Raw genomic sequence first — 20,337 nt, 5'->3', positions numbered from 1 at the left:
CATACGCGTAGTTCAAAGGAAGAAAGGGGCCGCCGCAAGCGCGACGGCCCCCTGCCCCCAGCCTCTAGAGACTTCCGATCCTAGAAGCGGTAGCGAGCGCCGAGCAGGAAGCGGCGATCCAGCTCTTGGGCGAACCACAGCTGGTTCGGATCGCGACCGTAGGTGCGCAGGCTTTCCTTGGTGAGGTTGATGCCTTCCAGGGAAACCGCCAGCGCCGGCGTGATGTCGTAGCTGACGCTGAAGTCCAGCTGACCGAACGGCGCGACATAGACCGGGTTACGGTCGTTGCCGCGATTGGTGGCCTGCAGGAACTTGTCACGCCAGTTGTAGGCGATCCGCGCCGAGATCCCGTTCTTGTCGTAGATCAGGGTGGCGTTGGCCGTGTCCGACAGACCCAGCAGAGCGAACTGGTCCTGGCCGGGGCTGGCGCCGTTGTCGAACGCGACGTCGCCACGCACCAGGGTGTAGGCCCCCGACACACCAAAGCCGGTGTCGCCGAAGAAGTGCTGCGCCGCGATTTCGAAACCGTGGATCTTGCCGGTCCGGTTGTTGATCGGCTTGGAGACCTGGAAATTGAACAGCGGGTCGCTGGCGTTGGCGGTGATGTCCACCGCCGCCAGGATGGCGTCGGCGAAGGCCTGGTTCAGGTCGCCGCTGGGGCCGCGATTGGCCTGGAACTGGGCCGTCGCCGCCGCCGCCGAACCGCCGTTTTGCTGCAGCAGGGCCGTCATCGTGAACAGGTTCACGTCGGTCGGCCCGGCTCCGATGGCGTTCAGCAGATCCCTGGCCGTGCCGGAGCGCGTGCCAGCCTGACCGGACGTCGGGTCACGCAGGCCGAACAGATTCTGCATCACCGTGCCGGTGCCGACGAAGTTGTTGACGCGCTTCTCGAAGAAGCCGGCCGTGATGAAGCTGCTGGGCTTGTAGTACCACTCCAGCGAGACGTCGAAGTTGTCCGAGATCAGCGGCTCCAGGTCCGGGTTGCCGCTGGTGCCGAGCGGGGTGGCCCCGTTGGCGACCGGACGTCCCGGCGCGTTGACCGTCTGGGCGGCGAACAGGTTGCCGTAGTCCGGCCGCGCGATGGTGCGGCTGAACGAGAAGCGGCCCACCACGTCATCCCGAAGGTCGACCTGGAAGTCCAGCGAGGGCAGCAGGTTGTTGTACTTGCCCTTGCCCGACAGCGGCGAATAGGTCGACGCCGTGTCGATCCGGAAGTCGTTGTCCGACGTCCAGACGATGGCCGTCGGCGTACGCACCGCCGAGATCGACGTGACCTTGGTCTGCTCGTAGCGAACGCCCGTGACCAGGGTGGCCGGGAGGCCGGCCAACTCGGACTTCCAGGTCAGCTGGCCATAGGCCGCGGCGATGTCCTCGTCGACGCGGTTATTGTTCTGGCCGGTGACCCGCACCGGGTTGCCGCGGGCGGTGTAGACAGGCGACAGGGCGTTCAGCAGATCGACCGCGTCGGCGCGGAACGACACCAGGCCAGGGCCGGTCTGCTTCAGGTCCAACTCGCTGAAGCGACAGGCCATGCAGAAGGCCTTGACCAGGCTGCCGGCATATTGCTGGACGTCACGCGGGTTGGAGATGCCCCACGAGCCCAGTTCCTGCTCGGTGTTGGTCGTCGACTGGGTCATCTTCGAGGTGCGATAGTCCGCGCCGAAGTCCAGGCGGCTGCCGTTGTCGTCCAGGTCCCAGGTGAAGTCGATACGGGCTTCCTTGACCTCGTGCTCCTGGCGCTGCGCCGAGGTGCGGCCCACCTGGCTGCCCAGGTCGCCGACGTCGAGCTGACCGTTGCCGTTGCCGCGCGGGGCGGCGTCGTTGATCGTGATCGACTGGATCGGAACCTTGCCGCTGTAGTCAACCGAGTGCGACGAGATGATCGGCGCGCCGATGGAGACCATGGTCGAGCTGCTGCCGTTCGGCGCGCCCGGCTTGGAGTCCGACTTCGAGATGTGGCCGTCGATATTGACGCGGAAGCGGTCCGACAGGTCCCAGGCCGCGTTCAGGCCGTAGGACTTCAGGGAGTCCGTGTTGGCGCGATACTGCTGCTCGAAGCCCATGTCCTTGGTGCCGCTCAGGTTTTCCTGCAGCAGGACGGCGGTGGCCACGACCGGGTTGTCGTCGAAGGTCACCTTGTCGAACGGGCGGTTGAACCAGTTCGTGCTGTCGTTGCGGCGCTCGTACGACTTGTTCTTGGCGTACAGGGCGTCGGCCGTGATCGTCAGGCTTTCGGTCGGGCGGAATTGCGCGGTCAGCTGGCCGTTGACCCGTTCGCGCTGGCCTTGCGAGAAGTGGTAGCGGCTGTCGTTCGGGATCGCGACCAGGGTGTTCGGATTCGAAGGCGCGTTGGTGATCTGGGTCGCGCCGCCGTTCCGCACGAAGCCGTTCGCCGGATCGTTGAACTGAGCGAAGGTGCGGATGTTCCAGTCGTTCGAGGTGACCGAACGGCTGGTGAAGTTACGCTTCTGGTAGGCGCCGAACAGGGCGACGCCGAACTTCTCGCTTTCATCGAGATAGTTCAACAGGCCCGAAACTTCGGGCGTGTACTTCGACGTGTCCTCGAGCTTCTCGGACATGCTCTGGTCGTAGACGCCCTTGACCCCGATGCTGCCCGACAGGCCGTGCTCTCGGGCGTCCAGAGGATGGCGCGTCTTGACGTTGATCGTCGCGCCGATGCCGCCCGAAGGGATCGCCGCGCGACCGGTCTTGTAGACCTCCAGCGTGGTCACGCCTTCCGAGGCGAGATTCGAGAAGTCGAACGAACGGCTGGTGCCCGCGGCGAAGTCCGTGGACTGGTCGCCGCCGACCGTGGCGACGTTGGCCGTCGGCATGGTGCGGCCGTTCAGAGTCACCAGGTTGAAGCCGCCGCCAAAGCCGCGGACGGTGACCTGCGAGCCTTCGCCGTTGGTGCGGTCGATGGACACGCCGGTGATCCGCTGCAGGGATTCGGCGAGGTTGGTGTCCGGGAACTTGCCGATGTCCTCGGCGGAGATGGCGTCGACAACGCCGCTGTTATTGCGCTTGATCGCGATCGACCGTTCGAGAGAAGCGCGGATGCCGGTGACGACGATTTCGTCGACGGCGGTGTTTTCTTGGGTCTGCTGAGCCAGCGCTGAGCTGGCGAACATGGCCGCCGTGATGGCGACGCAAGAGGCAGACGCGTGCAAGCGACGAAGCCGCTTCATAAGCCGTTCCCCCTAATTAGCCCCTGTGGGGCGCTGTTTTTGTTACGCGCCGGAAGCATTCCCGGCTGCTCTTCCCGTCCCGCGAGCGCTGGAAAAACAACCACCGCACGAGGTACTAGTTAGCGGTAACATCGGTCGCGGACCGCTGCAATGACAAAATGACAGCGCTGGCAGGATTTTTTCAAGCCGGTTTGAGCTGGTTTCCGTGACGATGGAACGGAACAGTTCGGCCCGCCTAAAGCGGCGCCTGACCCCGCCAATTCAGGCCTTCGCGTCTTGGTTGCTCCATATTTCAGGACGGTAACCGGTGTCCTGCGGACAAATCGGCGGCTAAAGCCGGATGCGGAGTCCGAAACCGAAGGAACGCCCCGAGCGGCCGATCTGCAGCGGGCGGTCGCGCTGCCCCTCATAGGCGGCCTCGACCGTGTCGGTCAGGTTGCTGGCCTCGACGTATAGCGAGACGCGGGGACTCAGGTCGTAGGACCCGGCCGCGTCGAGATAGCCGGCGCTGGCCACCACGAAGCTGGACACCCCTCCCCCCTGCATGTCGGCCTCGGAGCCGAACGGCGAGCGCCAGGTCCAGGACAGGTGAGCGTGAAGCGGACCGCGCTCGACGAAGGGGCTGATAGACCAGGACAGGCGCGAGACGCCGTTCAGCCGGCCGCGCCGGCCCTGGTCGTCGCGGCTGGCGGCGTCGACCCAGGTGGCGCTGGTCCAGATCCCGACGCCGTGGGCGAAGCGCCGGCTGAAAGCGGCCTCCAGGCCCGTGACCTTCGCCTCGCCCGCGTTGCGCGGCCGGGACATCATCACCGTGGCCACCACCGGCGGCCCGGCGCGGGTGGCGAAGGCCAGGCGCTCGGGTCGCGCCGAGACGACGATGAAGTCGTCGATGGTCTTGTGGAACAGCGCCAGACTGACGCCGCCGAACCCCTCGAACTCACGCTCCAGCGAGAGGTCGTAGTTGGCGGCCAGGTACGGCTTCAGCGCCGGATTGCCGCCGACGCCGGAGAACAGGGTCCCCGGCGAGGGATTGTCGATCTCCGCCTGGCCGCGCTGGTAGAGGATCGAGACGAGACTGCTGGCCGGCACCGTGGCCGAGCGCAGGTCCGCCAAGGATGGCCGGGTGATGCTGCGCGAGGCCGCCAGCCGCAGCCGCCAGTGCTCATCCAGCGCGATGGCGAGGTTGACGCTGGGCAGGGCCACGGCGTGGGCGCCGGCATAGCGGACCGACTTGACGTCCATGGAGCCGGTCGGGGCGACGCCCAGCAGCGTGCCGGTCACGTCCGTCCGGGTCCGGGCGGTCCGCAAGCCGACATTGCCGGTGGCCGGCAGGCCCAGGACGCTCGTGGCGAAGTCCAGGCGACCGTAGGCGGCCAGGATTCGCTCGCCGACCTTGTAGGAGCCCTGCAGATCCGCGCCGGTCGGCACCAGGTCCTTGGCGTCGACGATCACCCGGTCGGCCTCGCCCGGCAGCACGAAGCCGGCGCGAAAGGCGGTGAAGTCGGCCGAGGTCCAGGCCGGCGGTCGCGCGGCGATCAGCCGGTCGAAAGCCTCGCCGGGCGTGCCGATGTCGAAGAAGCCGGCGTCGACGACCATCCCAGACCGTGGCGCGGCCTCGCGGTCGCGGCGCTGGAAGTCGCGCCCCCGATCGGTGACCTGCCCGCCCAGGCGCAGACGCTCGAACCGCAGGGGCCCCAGCGTCCAGTCGACCGGTCGCTCGACGGCGACCAGTCCGGTGACGTCGTGGTCGTCCACATGGGTGGCGCGGACGCCATAGCGCGAGAAGGTCAACTGGGCGGGATCGGTCAGGTCGAACGATGTCGACAGCAGCGGCGCCCTGCGGCGCTCGATGAGATCGGCCCCCAGGTCGAAACTGTAGGAGACGCCCAGCGGGCTGACCGCGCCGATCCGCTGCAGCGGCGTATCGAGGTTGGATCGGGCGCGGGACAGGCTGAGGCGCGGATCGAGCGTCCAGGCGCCGGCCTCGGCCTTCATGGCCAGGCTCACGGAGACGTTCTCGTGGACCTGGTCCGAAACCTCCAGATTGTCGCCGATCTGGCCGTCGGTGACGCGGCCGCCAAGCAGAGTGCGCCCCTCGATCCGCGCGTCGCCCGCCGCCAGGACCTGGGCCGCGTAGTCGCCGATCCCGTAGACGATGCGGTCCTCGCGGATGCTGTTGTCGAAACGCGAGGCCAGGGTGTCGAGATAGAGCGTGACGCTCGGCGCGACCCGCCACTCGGCCCCGGCGAAGGCCGTAGTCCGCGCGCGCTGCTCCTGCTCGATCGTGGTTCGGATATCCTCGGGAACGGTCAACGACGCGCCGTTGACGACAAGGTCGCGATAGCGCGAGACCTGAAAGCGGTCGTACTGGACCTCGCGCCGCTCGGTGGAGACGCCGGCGACCACGCCCAGCCGACCGTCGGCGCGCCGCCAGCGGCCGGAGATGGCGACATCCGGCGACACGGCGTCCGAACGCAGCTCGGCGTGGGCGTCGGCGCGGATCGACAGGTACGACGCCCCCTCCAGCCCGCGCACCGTGCGGATGTCGATGTTCGAGCCGATGCCGCCATCCACCAGATCGGCCGTCGCCGACTTGGCCACCACGGCCCCGGCCAGCAGGTCGGCCGACAGGGCGCGAAACCGGAACTGCCTGCCGCTCTGGGTGGAGTTGCGGATGTTCTCGTTGAACGCCACCGGCGCGCCGTTCAGGGTCACCGACTGGAACAGCGGCCCCAGGCCCCGGACGCTGACGAACTGCCCCTCGCCAACCTCGCGCTCGATGGCCACCCCCGGTACGCGCTGCAGGGCTTCGGCGAGGTTGGCGGCCGGGAGTTCGCCGATCCGGCCCGCCGAGACGGCGTCGACGATGGCGTCGGCGCGCCGCTTCTGGAGCAGAGAATCCTCGATGCCGGCCACGAAGGCGGCGGTGATCGTGACCGCATCCAGGTCTGTCGGCGCTTCGGGAGCCGGCGCGGCGCGAGGCGGCGCGAACGCCGCCTCGGCCCAGACCCGCACCGAGGCGCGGTCGACGATCTCGTAGCGCAGGCCCGTGCCCGCCAGCAGGCGCTTCAGAGCCTCCGGCCAAGGCATGGTCCCGGACACCGCATTGGCGCGATAGGCATGGCCTGGCTGGGTCGACAGGGCGAAGGCGCAGCCGGCCTTCAGGCACAGGGTCATCAGGGCGGCGCGGGCGTCCTGGGCGGGGATGTCGAAGCGCGGCGCCGGGCCTTGCGCGAACGCCGGCGCGGCCGCGGCCAGCGCCGCGATCGTCAGGGCGGGCACGCGACGGAAAGACATGCGGCGACTGGTGAAAACCCCCGGCGCTGCTGGGCGCCCCGGGGTCTGGTACCGCCGCTTCGTGACAGACTTGCGAAGAGCCTGCCCTGATCGGCGTTGTTCAAGCCGAGCAGGATAAGCAGGCGCGGCCAAAAGAGCCGGCTTTCTTGCGAGAAGCGCCTATCTCGCCGTGGCGACAACCTCGCCCGAACCGGTGCGCTTCAGCATCACCGGCAGCACCTTGGCGGCGCGGTCGATCACCGTCCCGCGGCCGTCCAGCGGCAGCATGGCGGTGACACGCTGACGGCCCAGGACCGGATCGGCCAGGCGGATCCTGACGTCGGTGTAGCGGTCCAGTTCGGCCAGCACCTCGGACAGCGCCGCGTCCTGGAACACCAGCCGGCGCTGGCGCCAGGCGACGGCGGTCGCCGGGTCGATCCGGGCCTCGCGCCGAACCGCGCCGCCGGCCTGGTAGGTGACCTGGTCGCCGGGGACAAGACGGACGGGCTCGGTCGAGGGTCGGGGCTGCGTCACCTCGACCGAGCCCTCCAGCAGCTCCACCCGGGCACGGCCGTCGCGGAGGCTCGTGGCGAAGTGGGTGCCGGTGACGATGACTTGCCGATCGGCCAAGGCCACCTGGAACGGGTGGGCCCTGTCGTGGGCGACCGCGAAATAGGCCGCGCCCTTGTCCAAGGCGAGGCGTCGGACCTTGCCGTCGACCCTGGCGCGCAGGGTGGTGGCGGTGTCGAGCGTGACGACCGATCCGTCGGCCAGGGTCACGTCGCGGATCTCACCGACAGCGGTCGTGTAGGTCGCGGCGCCGGCCAGAGGATCCTGAAAGCGGCTGAACAGGGTCGGGGCGACGGCCACCGCCAGCACGGCGGCGGCGAGGCCGCCGGCCAAGGCCACGGGCGTCCAGCCGGTCCTTTTCGGGCGACGCGCGACCATCGCCGCCGCCGGGATCAGGTTCAGCTCGCCGACGAGCTCGGCCCGCAGGTCGCGCGTCCCGCGCAGCAGACCCTTGGCGTCCTGATAGTCGGCGAGGTTCTTCGGATCGGCCGCCAGCCAGCGCTCGAAGGCCGCCAGGGTCGAGCGCGGCGCATCGGGACGGCCCAGGCGCACGACCCAGTCCTCCGCGGTGCGCGGCTTGGCTTCGAACAGGCTGGCGAGACGATCGAGCATCTTGGCGGTTAGGCCTTCCCAATGAGCAGCGTGGACCGGTCTTGCCCGGGGCGCATCTTCACAACGATCCACAAGCGCGACACCTCAGGTCCCCCGCGCGGCTTTCAGCCGACGTAGCGCCTCGGCCAGGTGCTTTTCCACCATGCTGACCGACACGCCGAGGCGGTCGGCGATCTGGCGATAGCTGAGGTCCTCGAAACGATGCAGCAGGAAGGCGTCGCGGCAGCGCGGCGGCAGCTCGCGAATGGCGGCCGCGACGCCGGCCAGGTCCTGGCGGGCGATCGAGCGGCGGTCGGCGGCCGGGTCCTCGCTGGGCGCGTTCTCCCAGGCCGCGGTCGTATCGTCGGTATCGAGCCACAAGGTGCGGGCCCGCTCGCGGCCGGCCTGCTTCCAGTGGTCCTTCAGGAGGTTCTTGGCGATGGCGAACAGCAGCGGCCGGCTGTCGGCCTGGCCGATCTCGTGACCGGCCCGATGGAAACGGACGAAGGTTTCCTGGACGATGTCCTCGGCGTCCTCCAGCGACTGGCCGCGTCGCTGGAGAAACAGCACCAGTTCGGCGCGCAGCCCCGTCATGCCGCCTCTCCAGTCGCTCCTCTTGGGACGCGCCGAAGCGCTCCCCCCGGCGAAGGGGGGAGCGCGCCCGGTGATGGCGTCCAGCGGGCTCAGAAGTTCATCCGCAGGCCGAGCGAGAAGCGCCGTCCCGACTTCTCGTACATGGTCGGGAACGACGGATCCATCGTGTAGCCCTTGGTGACCTCGTCGGTGACGTTGATCCCCTCCAGGCTCAGTTGGACGCGCTCGTTGACGTTGTAGCTGACCGAGATGTCGGTCTGGCCATAGCCCGAGCGCCAGATCGGATACATCTCGTAGCCGATGCCCTCGACGTACTTGCCCTTGTAGTTATAGGAGACGCGGGCCTGGAACCTGTCGTTCTCGTAGTAGAGCGTGAGGTTGTAGGCCTTGTCGGCCAGGCCAACCGGCGGGGTCGGGACGCCGATGATCGACTGGCCGCTCAGCGAGCTGTCCAGGATCGTGTAGTTGGCGTTGACGCCGAAGCCCTTGGCCGGTTCCCACAGCAGGCCGAACGGCACGATGGCCACCAGCTCGACGCCGTCGACATTGTACGAGCCCGCGGCGTTGATCGGCTGGTAGACGTCGAAGTCGTAGACGCCGTCGATCGTGCCGTTGGCGTTGTACTTGGTGACGCCCTTGACCGTGCCCGTCAGGGCTTGGCGGACGACGCCCTCGATCTTCTTCTTGAAGTACGAGACCGCCAGCAGGCCGCCTTCCGGCAGGTACTTTTCGAGGCCGACTTCGTACTGCTCGGCGAAGGTCGGCTTCAGGTTCGGGTTGCCGTCCGTGAAGCGGAACGAGTTCCAGCTCGCCGTGCGCTTGTAGGCCAGGTCGGTCAGGGCCGGGCGCATCAGGGTCTTCGAGGCTGCGCCGCGCAGCACGATACTGTCGGTGATGTCGGCGGTGAAGTTCACGCTCGGCAGCAGCTTGTTGTAGCTGCCGTCGCTGGACACCGGCGCAGGGGTATAGGTCGTGCCACCGGTCGAGGTCTGGACCTGGTGGTAGCCCGACGAGGTGATCGAGGTGTCGACATAGCGAACGCCGCCGTTCACCGCCACCGGCACGGGGCCGACGTCGAAGCCGAGGTCGGCCATGGCGTAGACGCTCGTGACCTTCTCATCGACCTTGTAGTAGTCGCCCGGCGTGAACGGCGTGGTGAAGCCAGCGTAGCGGAAGGTCTTGCGCGCGTAGTCGTTGGAGATCTGGCTCCAGGTGATGTCGCGGACCGTGTAGTCGCCGCCCGGCACCAGGTCGCCGATCGGCGTCAGCGGGCTGTCGGCCATGGTGCGGGTGTTGAGCCAGGCTGTGCTGCCGGGCCCCGGCCCCTGGATGTTCAGCGCGCCGTAGCGGCGCTCCTTGGACTTGTCGGTGTAGCGGGCGCCGACCTGGATGGTCTTCAGCGCCGGGAAGAAGCCGATCGAGAACTCCTTGGTGTAGTCGGCCTGGGCCGCGTACTTGTCGTCGGTGATCTTCTCCAGCGTCGTCTCATAGGCCTCGAACAGGTACTTCGACGGCGAATTGTACATGTCGATCGAGGCCGGATTGGCGCTCTTGATCGTCTCGCCGCCGGTGGCCGTCCAGCGGGTGCGCGACGGGGCGTAGGCCACGTGCTTCAAGTTCGAATAGTCGAGCGTCTTCTTGGCGCCCGAATAGCCGGCCAGGGCGTGCAGCTTCCAGGTCTCGCCGCGCCAGTTCAGGTCCGAGCCGAACTGGGCGTAGTCGGTCTTGTTGATCTGCTCCTTGCTGAGCATTTCGTGCTGGGTCGCGGTGTAGGAGACGTCGCGCAGCACGACCATGTTGTAGTCGGCCAGGGTGGTCTTGTCGTAGCTGTGGATGGTCTCCAGCGTGCTCTTGCTCGAGGCCGAATAGGCGGCCGCGTCGTACTGGTCCTCGGTCGCGTCATAGCCGCCCAGCATCAGGTCGAAGGCGATGTCGAAATTGGCCGAGGGCTTGTACTGCAGCGAAGCGGTGCCGCCCCACTGGTCCTGGGTGTTCAGGTAGGCGCGGTCGCCGACCTTGTCCTGGAAGATGATGCGGCCGGTCTCGTCGCGATTGGTGTTGCTCTTGACGACGACGCCGGCGTCGCGGGCCAGGACGGCGGCGGCCTGCGAGGCGCGCGTGCCGCCCGCTTCCAGGAAGCGGAACATCGGGCGGAAGTTGATGCCCGAGTTGGAGTCGGTGCGGTTCGTGCGGCGCGCGGCCGAGAACGACACCAGACCGCCCCAGTTCCCCCACGTGTCGCTGGCCAGGAAAGCGACCTTCGGGTCGGTCTTCTTGGAGATCGAGTTGTAGGCGCCTTCGGTCGAGGCGATCAGCTTGCGGCCGCTGTAGTCGAACGGGCGGGCCGTCGAGATGTAGATCGAACCGGCGATGCCGCCTTCCTCATCCGAGGCGCGCGGCGACTTCTGCACGGTCACCTGCTGGATGACTTCCGAGGCGAAGATGTCGAACTCGACGTCACGGCCGCCACTGCCCGACGCCGTGGCCAGGTTGTTGATGGTGACAAAGGTGAACTCGCTGGGCAGGCCGCGGACGCTGACCCGGCCGCCGAGGCCCTTGTTGCGCTCGATGGTCACGCCCGGCATGCGCTGCAGCGCCTCGGCCAGGTTCTGCTCGGGGAAGTTGGCGACGTCGGTGGCCACGATCGAGTCCGAGAAGCCGATCGTCTCGCGCTTCATGTCCACGGCCTTTTCCAGGCTGCGACGATAGCTGCCGGTGACGACGATCTCGTCGACCTGGGCGTTCTCGGCGGCCGCCGCGGCGACGGCCTGCGCTTGGGCGCCCGTCGCCGAGAACAGGCCGATGGCGGCGCAGCTGGTCATCAGCCAGGCCAGGTGGCGCGCGCGGCCGCCGTTCGTGTTCAGTCCGATCATCCGCTCAATCCCCGAGGTGTTGTTGCGACGGCGGGAGGACCGAACACGCTGGTTCGACCCACGCCCCCGACGGCTTCAACGACCGCCCCGGACGCCCCCTCAGCGGCGAGATGTTGATTTCATCAAAACTTCACGGCCGGGCGGGTGAGGCGCTCTTCGCGCCGCCTTGCGAGAGGATCGCGTCCAGCTCGGCGCGGGCCGCCTCCATGTCGCGGCGGAAGTACGGCGAGACGTGTTCCGCGCCGTAAATCGTCGCCCCCGACTGCATGCCGGCTTCGGTGGCGCTGACGCTGTGCGAGCCACAGACCCAGCGGCTTTCGGCGTAGTCGCGGCCCCGGGCGTAGAGCGCGTCGGCCCGGCTGGGGGCCAGCTCGGCCAGGATCATCGCCACGTGCATGCCGAACGCCGAGTGCCCCGACGGATAGTCCGGATTGCCGGCCAGGTGATCGCTCTTGGCCTCGCAGATCGGGGCGTTGGGCTTGTCCAGATAGGGCCGCTTGGTCCCCCAGTGGGTCTTGGCGACGCCAACCACCGAGCGGTCTTCGCCAGCGCGCTCCAGCAGAGCGGCGAGGATCGGGGCCTGGGTCGGGTCGATCGTGACGCCCAAAGCCTCGGAGAAGTGCTTCCAGGTCGCGCCGTCGACATCGTCGGTGGCCCGCTTCCAGCGCGCGGAGCCCTTCAGGCTTCGGCTCTGGTCGAAGATCGCCGCGTCGGCGATGGCGCGGGACGAGCCGGCGGCCGGCGGGGCGGCCAGGATCTTGGTGAGATCCGGGCGCTGGGCGGGGTTCAGATAGCCCTGAACCGGCGCGCCGGGCACGCTCTCGAACGGGGCGTCGCAGCCCTTGGCCATGCGGACGGGATTGCAGGTCGCCGCCTCGCCGCCGGTCAGGCGCACGGTGTAGCCGCCGGCGAAGCGCGGGTCGGCCCACAGGTAGTCGGTCGAGACGTATTGCGCGCCGCTGGACAGCGCGGCGCTGCGCATCGTCACGTCGTTCTTGCGGGCCTGGACGGTGTCGGCGTCGGCGCGGGTGCGGACGATGAAGCCGGCCTTCACGGCGGCGGCGATCCGCGCGCGCTGGCCCACGGGATCGTTGAGGGTCAGATAGGCGGCGGCCGGCGAGGCCTCGTCGGTGTTGACGAACATCGCCCGGCCTTCCAGCGACTTGCGGGCTCCGCGATAGGCCGCGACCTTCTCCGGGCTTTCGTCGAGGGCGAAGAACACCTTGCCGCGCGCCGCGCTCAGCGTCGGCCAGCCGTCGGCCAGCACCGCGTCGCGCAGGGTGGCGCGCTTGCCTTGGACCTGGTCTGGGGTGATCAGTTCGGCGTCGGCGAACACCGACCGGATCTCGGCGTCGAGGGCGTCGAAGGCTTTCTCGTCGAAGGGTAGGGCCGCGACGCCGCCGGGGAAGCTGGACGGACCGTCCTTGGCGTTCAGCAGGATCAGGATCGGCGCGTGGTCCGGGTGGGCCTTCGACCAGGCGCGAATCTGGGTCAGGCATTCGACGAAAGTCGGACAGGTCGTGCGGAAGTCGACGTCCTGCATGTGCAGGACCTTGTAGCCCGGCTTGGCCATGGCCGCCGCCCAGGCCGGCGCCGGGACGACGCCCTTGCCGAACGCGGTGGCCGGCTTGGCGAAGCGGCCGCCATCGGGATCGCGCGCCACGTCCAGCTCCAACTGCCGGGCGCCGGCATCCAGTTCCTCCGCCAGCGGACGATGGCTGTAGTCGAGCCCCAAGGCCCCCTGCCCCGCCGCCGCCAGCATGGCCGTCATCTCGTCGGCCGGGATCGCGGCCTTGTAGGAATTGTGGGTGCCGACCGCGAGAATGTCGTTCATCCGCGCCGCTTGGGCGCTGGGTTCGGCGGCCATCAGGGCCAGCAGCAGGCTCAGCATCGTCTTCTCCCGGTACAGGTCGAAGCGGAGCCGTAATGCGGTTTTGTGACAGTCGTGCGCGAGCGGCCAGGTCCTAGCCCGATCTTCAGTCGCCGAGTTTCAGGCGGGTTCGTTCAAAAGGCGACACGACCCGCCGAGCCGCGGAGCCCGTCCCTTCGTAGCCTGAGCACGCCTAATTCGTCGCGACCGACGATAGCGTTTTTGGAAACAGTGACTTTCCACCATTTCCATTTATGCGGCGATGCGTCGCGGCCAGAGTGAGCTTGTCAGAACAACGGGGCGGCCGGGAACGGTCCTCCACCCAACGCAAAAGGACATCCCATGACCCTCGTCGCCACGCCCACCGCCGGCCCGCAACTGCTGACCCCGACCGACCACACCCTGGTCATGATCGATTTCCAGTCGCAGATGGCCTTCGCGACCCACTCGATCTCGGCCACCGAGCTGCGCACCAACGCCGCCCTGGTCGCCCGCGCCGCCGCCGGCTTCGGCGCCTCGACCCTCCTCACGACCGTCGCCGAAAAGAGCTTCTCGGGCCCGATGTTCGACGAGATCAAGGACGCCTTCCCCGGCGTCGCCGCTCTCGACCGCACCTCGATGAACACCTGGGAAGACGCCGCCGTCATCGCCAAGGTCAACGAGATCGGCAAGCCGCGCATCGTGCTGGCCGGCCTGTGGACCAGCGTCTGCATCGTCGGCCCGGCCCTGTCGGCCCTCGCCCAAGGCTTCGAGGTCTATGTCATCGCCGACGCCTGCGGCGACGTCTCGGCCGAGGCCCACGATCGCGCCATGGATCGCATGGTCCAGGCCGGCGCCCGCCCGATGACCTCGTTGCAATACCTGCTGGAGCTTCAGCGGGACTGGGCCCGTTCGGAGACCTACGATCTGACCACCGGCATCGCCCGCGCCTATGGCGGCGCGTACGGCCTGGGCATCACCTACGCCAAGACCATGTTCGGTGCGTCGGAAGGCCACGCCACCGCCGCCTGACCCCTGTCCTCGGGGCGGGATCCCAAGGTCCCGCCTCACTTCAGTTCACGGAGCGTCGGCGATGAAACCCTACCTGCTGTCCCTCGGCGCCGGCCTGCTCGTCGGCGTGATCTATTCGCTGCTCGGCGTGCGCTCGCCCGCCCCGCCGGCCATCGCCCTGCTGGGCCTGATGGGAATGTTGCTGGGCGAACAGGCGGTCCCGATCGCCAAGCGCCTGCTGACCAGGGCTCCCGTCGTGGCCTACCTGAAGACCCCCGAATGCGCCGGTCAGGTGCTGGGCCCGCAGGCTGTCGACCCGCAAAAGGCCGAGGGCCAGGCATGACCCTCAATCGCCGCCAAACGGTCGCGCTCGGCGCGGCCTTCCTCTCCAGTCCCGCTTTCGCCCGGAGCCCCGGCCCAATGTCCTCCCAAGCCGACCTGCTGCTGATCAACGGCAAGTTCACCACCCTCGACCGCAGCAATCCGCGCGCCGACGCGGCGCTGGTTCGCGACGGCAAGTTCGCCGCCGTGGGCGAGGAGGGCGAGGTTCGCGCCGCGGCCGGCCCGAACCCGACGATCATCGATCTTGCGGGCCGCCGCGTGATCCCGGGCCTGATCGACAGCCACATGCACATCATCCGCGGCGGGCTGAACTACAACATGGAACTGCGCTGGGACGGCGTGCCCACCCTGGCCGACGCCATGGCCATGCTGAAGAAGCAGGCCGCCAACACCCCGCCGCCCCAGTGGGTGCGCGTGGTCGGCGGCTTTACCGAGCACCAGTTCGTCGAGAAGCGCCTGCCGACCCTGGACGAGATCAACGCCGCCGCGCCCGAGACGCCGGTGTTCATCCTCCACCTCTACGACCGCGCCCTCTTGAACCGCGCCGCCCTGCGCGCCGTCGGCTACACCAAGGACACGCCCAACCCGCCGGGCGGCGAGATCCAGCGCGACGCCTCGGGCGAACCGACCGGCCTGCTGCTGGCCCAGCCCAACGCGACGATCCTCTACGCCACCCTGGCCAAGGGCCCCAAGCTGCCGCCCGAGTACCAGCTCAATTCCACCCGCCACTTCATGCGCGAGATGAACCGCCTGGGCGTGACCGGGGTGATCGACGCCGGCGGCGGTTTCCAGAACTACCCCGACGACTACGAGATCATCGAGAAGCTGCACGCCGACGACCAGCTGACCCTGCGGATCAGCTACAACCTGTTCACCCAGAAGCCCAAGGCCGAGCTGTCGGACTTCCAGTCGTGGTCCAAGCAGGTCAGGCCGGGCCAGGGCGACGACACGTACCGCCACAACGGCGCGGGCGAGATGCTGGTCTACAGCGCCGCCGACTTCGAGGACTTCCGCGTCGAGCGGCCGGAAATGCCACCAAGCATGGAGACCGACCTGGAGCCGGTGATCCGTCACCTGGTCGAGAACCGCTGGCCCTGGCGGCTGCACGCCACCTATGACGAGACCATCACGCGGGCGCTGGACGTCTACGAGAAGGTCAATCGCGACATGCCTTTTGGCGGCCTGCACTGGTTCTTCGACCACGCCGAGACGATCAGCGATCGCAACATCGACCGCATCGCGGCCCTGGGCGGCGGCATCGCCGTGCAGCACCGCATGGCGTTCCAGGGCGAGTACTTCATGGAGCGCTACGGGGCCAAGGCCGCCGAGGCCACGCCGCCGATCAACAAGATGCTGAAGGCCGGGATCCCGGTCGGCGCCGGCACCGACGCCACCCGCGTCGCCAGCTATAACCCGTGGGTTTCGCTGAACTGGCTGGTCACCGGCAAGACGGTGGGCGGCGCGCGCCTCTACCCGCCGGCCAACCGCGTCGACCGCGAGGAGGCCCTGCGTCTCTGGACCACCGCCAACACCTGGTTCTCGAACGAGGAAGGCAAGAAGGGCCAGATCGCCGTCGGTCAGCTGGCCGACCTGGCCGTGCTGTCGGACGACTACATGACCGTGCCCGAAGATGAGATCCCGCACCTGTCGGCGGTGCTGACCCTGCTGGGCGGCAAGGTCGTTCACGGTCAGGGCGACTACGACAAGCTGGCGCCGGTGCTGCCGCCGCCCATGCCCGACTGGTCGCCGGTGCGGACCTTTGGCGGCTATCAGGACCGCTCGCGCGGCCACGCCCGGGCTCTCGCCAGCGCCTGCGGCTGCGCCAGCCGCTGCAACGTCCACGGCCACGACCACGCTTCGGCCTATGCCCGCGCGGCGCCGACCAGCGACGCCCGCTCCTTCTGGGGCGCCATGGGCTGCGGCTGCTGGGCGGTATGACCATGGACACCCCCGCCCCCATCTCCGTCCTCCTGCGCTCGACGGCGTTCGGAACCTTTGCCCGCGCGGTCCTGACCCTGCCCTACTGGTGGAGCGGGATCGCCAAGCTGACCGACCTCAACGGCGCCCTGGCCGAGGCCGCCCATTTCGGCCTCAAGCCGGCGTGGCTGGTCGTGGCCGCCACGGTGCTGGTCCAGCTGGGCGGTTCGATCGCCCTGATCCTGGGCCGGGCCGGCTGGCTGGCGGCCGGTGCCCTGGGCGTCTTCACCGCCTTCGCCACGCTGATCGCCCATCCCTACTGGACGGTCGCCGACCCGGTGGAGCGCTTTCACGCGCTGAACACCTTCCTGGAGCATATCGGCCTGATCGGCGGCTTCATGCTGGCGGCGATCCTGGTCGAACGGGAGAAGTGGGCGTGAGCGCGCCGTCGCCCCGCCTAGCCGCCGCCACTGGCGTCGGCATGGCCCTGGTCGGCGGCTATGTCGACGTGGTCGGCTTCGTCCTGCTGTTCGGCCTGTTCGTGAACCACGCCACCGGCAACCTCGTCATGCTGGGCGTCTCCCTGGCCGGCGGCGGCCAGGGCATCGCCACCAAGCTGCTGTCCCTGCCGGTGTTCATCGCCGCGGCGGCCGCGACCTATGTGATGATCTGTAGGCGCCGGGCGCGCGGCCAGGCCAACGAGGCGGCGGTGCTGCTGCTGCAGGCGGCGATGCTGCTGGTCTTCATGTTGCTGACCGTCGTCGCCCTGCCGGCCGACAACGCCGACCAACCGGCGGTGATGCTGGCGGGCCTTGTCGGCGTCTGCGCCATGGCCGTCCAGAACGTGGGCGCGCGGGTGGTGTTCAGTCACCTGGCCCCGACCACGATCATGACCGGTAACGTCACCCAGATCGCCATCGATCTGGTGGACCTGCTGACCTCAAAGAACGGACTGGACGAAGCTCTGCGGGCGCGGATCGTCAAGACCTGGCCGCCGGTCATGGCCTTCGCTGTCGGCGCGATCGGCGGCGCCATCGGCGTCCTGGCGGCCGGCGCCTGGAGCCTGCTGCCGGCGGCCGTGGTTGTCGCGATCCTGGGCTGCCTCTACGCCCGCGCGCCGCGCCCGGTGAAAGCATGAGGGCGGCGGTTCTTGCGGCGGCGCTGCTGACCGGCCCTCTCGCCACTGGAGCAGCCCAGGCCGCCGAGCCGCCCGCGTTCAAGCTGGTCCGGTCCGACGAGGACTACGCCTACCTGAAGTCCGCCCCGAACCTGACCGGCCTCGATCCGTTGCGCTATATCCCGCTGGGCGAGAACGGCCATCTAACGCTCGGCGGCGAGGCCCGCGTTCGGCTCGACACCATCGACGCCCCGCGCTTCGGCGTCGGCGGCGCCCAGGCCGACACCTTCGCGCTCTTCCGAGGCCTGGTCAGCGCCGATCTGCATCTGAACTCCGCCGTCCGGGTTTATGGCGAACTGGGCCTGCATCGCGACATCGGCAAGGGCGAGGCGCCGGCGATCACCGACCGTGACGGCCTGGACGCTCAGGTGCTGTTCGTCGACCTCACGCCCGCCCAGCACTGGCGCCTGCGCCTGGGTCGCCAGGAGCTGAGCTTCAACCCGACCCAGCGTTTCGTCTCGGTGCGCGAGGGCCCGAACATCCGCCAGAGCTTCGACGGCGCGCGACTGACCTATTCCGACAAGAGCCTGAAGGTCGACGCCTTCTACACCCACCCGATCGCGCTCGAACCCGGCGGGTTCAACGACAGCCACAACGCAAGCCAAGCCTTCTGGGGCGTCTACGCCACCGCCCCCGTGGGCAAGGCCGCCAGCCTCGATGTCTACAGCCTGAACCTCGACCGCGACCGGGTCCGCTTCGGGGCGGTCACCGGCGATGAGCGACGCCGCGGCGTCGGCGCACGCCTGGCCGGCAAGACCGGAGCGGTCGACTACGAGGTCGAGGGCATGGTCCAGCGCGGTCATTTCGCCGGTCAGGACATCCGCGCCTGGGGCGGCTCGGCCGGGGTGGGCTACAGCTTCACCGCGCCGTGGAAGCCGCGCCTGTCGGTGCGCCGCGACATCGGTTCCGGCGACAACGATCCGGCCGACGGCCAGCTGAAGACCTTCAACCCGCTGTTCCCCAAGGGGGCCTATTTCAGCGAGGCAGGCCTGGTCGGCTGGAGCAATCTCTCGGCCTGGCGGATCGCCCTGGGCGCCACGCCGACCAAGTCCGTCTCGGTCGGGGTCAGCCACACCGATCGTCGCCGCCAGGCTGGCCGCGACGCCATCTATCTGCAGCCGCTGGCGGCGCTGGCGGGGGGCGGCGCGTCGACGGCCAAGGCGGTCAGCGAGGACTGGCAGGCCGATCTCGGCTGGCAGGTCAGCCGCAACGTCAAGGTTTCGCTGGAGGCCGTCCACGCCGAGGCCGGCGCGGCGGTGAAGGCGGCCGGCGGACGCGACGTCGATTTCGCCATGGCGATCGTCCAGTTCCGCTTCTGAGGCTCCTCTCGGAGGCTCATTTCCGCGACAGCGCGCGACCGGCCGATACCCCATTTGGGGTAGTGAAATGTCACCCGTTGGCGGCTGACGCCGAACGCGTCCATCGACCATGGTCTCTCACGGACGAGACGCAGGCGCGCGTCGTGGCCAAACCCTGAGGGACGCTATGCTCAACGCCGTCGGAACCATCGAGACAGAACCGTTCGCCGTCGGCGATACAGGCATGATCTCCGAATTGCTGGACAAGGCCCTGCGCCTGTTCGAGGGCGACCGCATCGCGTCGCGCCGGCTGGTCGAGCAGGCCTTCACCCTGGCGGACCGCTCCACCCATCCCGCGCCGCTGGCTCAGGGGGCCCTGGCCGCCTGGCAGGCCCGGCGGATCGAGAGCTTCGTCGAGCATAACCTGTCGCGCCCGATCCGTATCGACGCGGTCGCCGCCCTGGTGTCGCTGAGCCCGAACTACTTCTCGCGCGCGTTCAAGGCGACGTTCGGCGTGACCTTCTCGCACTACGTGATCCAGCAGCGCATCACCCTGGCCAAGCAGATGCTGCTGACCTCGGACGCCTCCATCGCCGAGATCGCTCTGGACTGCGGCCTGGCCGACCAGTCGCACCTGACGCGCCTGTTCAAGCGCGCGGTCGGCTCGCCGCCGAACGCCTGGCGCCGCGCCGCCCGCTGCGACGCCTGGACGACTGGGGTCGCCTAGATGTCGATCAACCCGCGCCGCACCGCGACCGTGACGGCGTGGGTGCGATCGCAGACGCCCAGCTTGCCAAAGATGCTCTTCACATGGACCTTCACCGTCTGATCCGAGATCGACAGCCGCCGGGCCACGCCCTTGTTCGGCTCGCCGCGTGAGATCAGGCGCAGCACCGCCAATTCGCGGTCGCTGAGCCTGTCCTCGTTCATGTGCGACAGGATCTGCTCGGCGACCGTCGGCGAGACGTAGCGGCGGCCCGCGCCGACCGTGCGGATCGCGTCGACCAGTTCGCGGTGCAGCGAGCTTTTCAGCAAGAAGCCCAAGGCCCCCAGGCGCAGGGCGCGCTCGGCATAGGCGTCGCCGCCATAGGTGGTCAGCACCGCGATCCGGGAGTCGGGCGCTTCCTTCAGGATCACCGGGATCGCGTCCAGACCACCCAGGCGCGGCATCTGCAGGTCGATAAGGATGACGTCGGGCCTGAGAGTCCGCGACATCTCGATGGCTTCCGCGCCATCCGACGCCTCGCCGGCCAGTTCGAAGTCGGGTTCGGCCTGCAACGCGTTGGCGATGCCCTCCCGCATCAGGGGATGATCATCGACGACGAGCACGCGTGTCTTCCGGCCCTCGGGCGTCATGGCGTCATCGGATCCAAAAGCGGGATTTGGCCTCAGCAATACGCGGACAGGTCAGGACACTTTAGGCGAAACATGGCCACAACCAAAATGGGTTTGGCGATGGTTTCGGACGTCATGGCCAGTACGCCCTGCGAGACCGCCGACAACGCTTGCCCACACGACATCCGTGCGATCAGAGAGCCCATCCCCAGGCGTGAAGGTAACCGGCGACCTCAGCGCTCGACGCTCTGTCGCGACGAAGCTAAAAATGCGCCCGCGCGCCGGACTTGGCGAGGGCTCACGTCTGGACTGAAAG

14 protein-coding genes are annotated in these 20,337 nt (G+C 68.5%); 7 read left to right on the top strand and 7 right to left on the bottom strand.

Annotation, left to right across the window (positions count from 1 at the left end; genetic code table 11):
- Nucleotides 1-80 precede the first annotated feature (80 nt).
- From EIK80_RS06710 to EIK80_RS06685, 6 genes are all read right to left on the bottom strand, one after another.
- Nucleotides 81-3,188 (bottom strand): TonB-dependent receptor, encoded by a 3,108-nt coding sequence (locus tag EIK80_RS06710; protein WP_125156200.1) that lies wholly within the window; start codon nucleotides 3,186-3,188, stop codon nucleotides 81-83.
- A 330-nt stretch (nucleotides 3,189-3,518) separates the two neighbouring features.
- Nucleotides 3,519-6,485 (bottom strand): TonB-dependent receptor, encoded by a 2,967-nt coding sequence (locus tag EIK80_RS06705; protein WP_125156199.1) that lies wholly within the window; start codon nucleotides 6,483-6,485, stop codon nucleotides 3,519-3,521.
- A 159-nt stretch (nucleotides 6,486-6,644) separates the two neighbouring features.
- Entirely contained in the window at nucleotides 6,645-7,646 is a 1,002-nt protein-coding gene (locus tag EIK80_RS06700; protein ID WP_125156198.1) for a FecR domain-containing protein, read from the bottom strand.
- A gap of 84 nt (nucleotides 7,647-7,730) precedes the next feature.
- A complete protein-coding gene (locus EIK80_RS06695; protein WP_125156197.1) occupies nucleotides 7,731-8,219 on the bottom strand; it encodes an RNA polymerase sigma factor in 489 nt (162 codons plus the stop codon).
- 89 nt (nucleotides 8,220-8,308) lie between these two features.
- Nucleotides 8,309-11,092: a TonB-dependent receptor gene (locus tag EIK80_RS06690; RefSeq protein ID WP_125156196.1), complete on the bottom strand. Its 2,784-nt coding sequence runs from the start codon at nucleotides 11,090-11,092 to the stop codon at nucleotides 8,309-8,311.
- A 130-nt stretch (nucleotides 11,093-11,222) separates the two neighbouring features.
- Nucleotides 11,223-12,983, bottom strand: a complete 1,761-nt coding sequence (locus EIK80_RS06685; protein ID WP_125156195.1) for a Ca2+-dependent phosphoinositide-specific phospholipase C — start codon at nucleotides 12,981-12,983, stop codon at nucleotides 11,223-11,225.
- 321 nt (nucleotides 12,984-13,304) lie between these two features.
- On the opposite strand from EIK80_RS06685, the gene EIK80_RS06680 reads away from it, so the two are divergent.
- The 7 genes from EIK80_RS06680 to EIK80_RS06650 all read left to right on the top strand — a co-directional run bounded on the left by EIK80_RS06680 (nucleotide 13,305) and on the right by EIK80_RS06650 (nucleotide 19,413).
- Nucleotides 13,305-13,973 (top strand): hydrolase, encoded by a 669-nt coding sequence (locus EIK80_RS06680; RefSeq protein ID WP_125156194.1) that lies wholly within the window; start codon nucleotides 13,305-13,307, stop codon nucleotides 13,971-13,973.
- A 61-nt stretch (nucleotides 13,974-14,034) separates the two neighbouring features.
- On the top strand, nucleotides 14,035-14,295 hold the full coding sequence (locus tag EIK80_RS06675) for a DUF1427 family protein (RefSeq protein WP_125156193.1): 261 nt from the start codon (nucleotides 14,035-14,037) through the stop codon (nucleotides 14,293-14,295).
- A 77-nt stretch (nucleotides 14,296-14,372) separates the two neighbouring features.
- On the top strand, nucleotides 14,373-16,232 hold the full coding sequence (locus tag EIK80_RS06670) for an amidohydrolase (RefSeq protein ID WP_199743405.1): 1,860 nt from the start codon (nucleotides 14,373-14,375) through the stop codon (nucleotides 16,230-16,232).
- 2 nt (nucleotides 16,233-16,234) lie between these two features.
- Nucleotides 16,235-16,651 (top strand): DoxX family protein, encoded by a 417-nt coding sequence (locus EIK80_RS06665; RefSeq protein ID WP_125156191.1) that lies wholly within the window; start codon nucleotides 16,235-16,237, stop codon nucleotides 16,649-16,651.
- Nucleotides 16,648-17,349, top strand: a complete 702-nt coding sequence (locus EIK80_RS06660) for a YoaK family protein (RefSeq protein WP_233586463.1) — start codon at nucleotides 16,648-16,650, stop codon at nucleotides 17,347-17,349. Before EIK80_RS06665 ends, EIK80_RS06660 begins: the two co-directional genes overlap by 4 nt.
- Nucleotides 17,346-18,707: an alginate export family protein gene (locus EIK80_RS06655; protein WP_125156190.1), complete on the top strand. Its 1,362-nt coding sequence runs from the start codon at nucleotides 17,346-17,348 to the stop codon at nucleotides 18,705-18,707. The genes EIK80_RS06660 and EIK80_RS06655 overlap by 4 nt, the downstream gene beginning before the upstream one ends.
- A gap of 166 nt (nucleotides 18,708-18,873) precedes the next feature.
- Nucleotides 18,874-19,413: an AraC family transcriptional regulator gene (locus tag EIK80_RS06650; RefSeq protein ID WP_158624644.1), complete on the top strand. Its 540-nt coding sequence runs from the start codon at nucleotides 18,874-18,876 to the stop codon at nucleotides 19,411-19,413.
- Here EIK80_RS06650 and EIK80_RS06645 read toward each other — a convergent pair.
- A complete protein-coding gene (locus EIK80_RS06645; RefSeq protein ID WP_125156188.1) occupies nucleotides 19,410-20,042 on the bottom strand; it encodes a response regulator transcription factor in 633 nt (210 codons plus the stop codon). The two genes, EIK80_RS06650 and EIK80_RS06645, sit on opposite strands and share 4 nt — an antisense overlap.
- Nucleotides 20,043-20,337 lie beyond the last annotated feature (295 nt).

The organism is Caulobacter sp. 602-1 (assembly GCF_003931565.1).
Lineage (GTDB): Bacteria > Pseudomonadota > Alphaproteobacteria > Caulobacterales > Caulobacteraceae > Caulobacter.
Note: the sequence above shows the minus strand (reverse complement) of the source record. Positions and strands in the feature narration are given on the sequence as shown.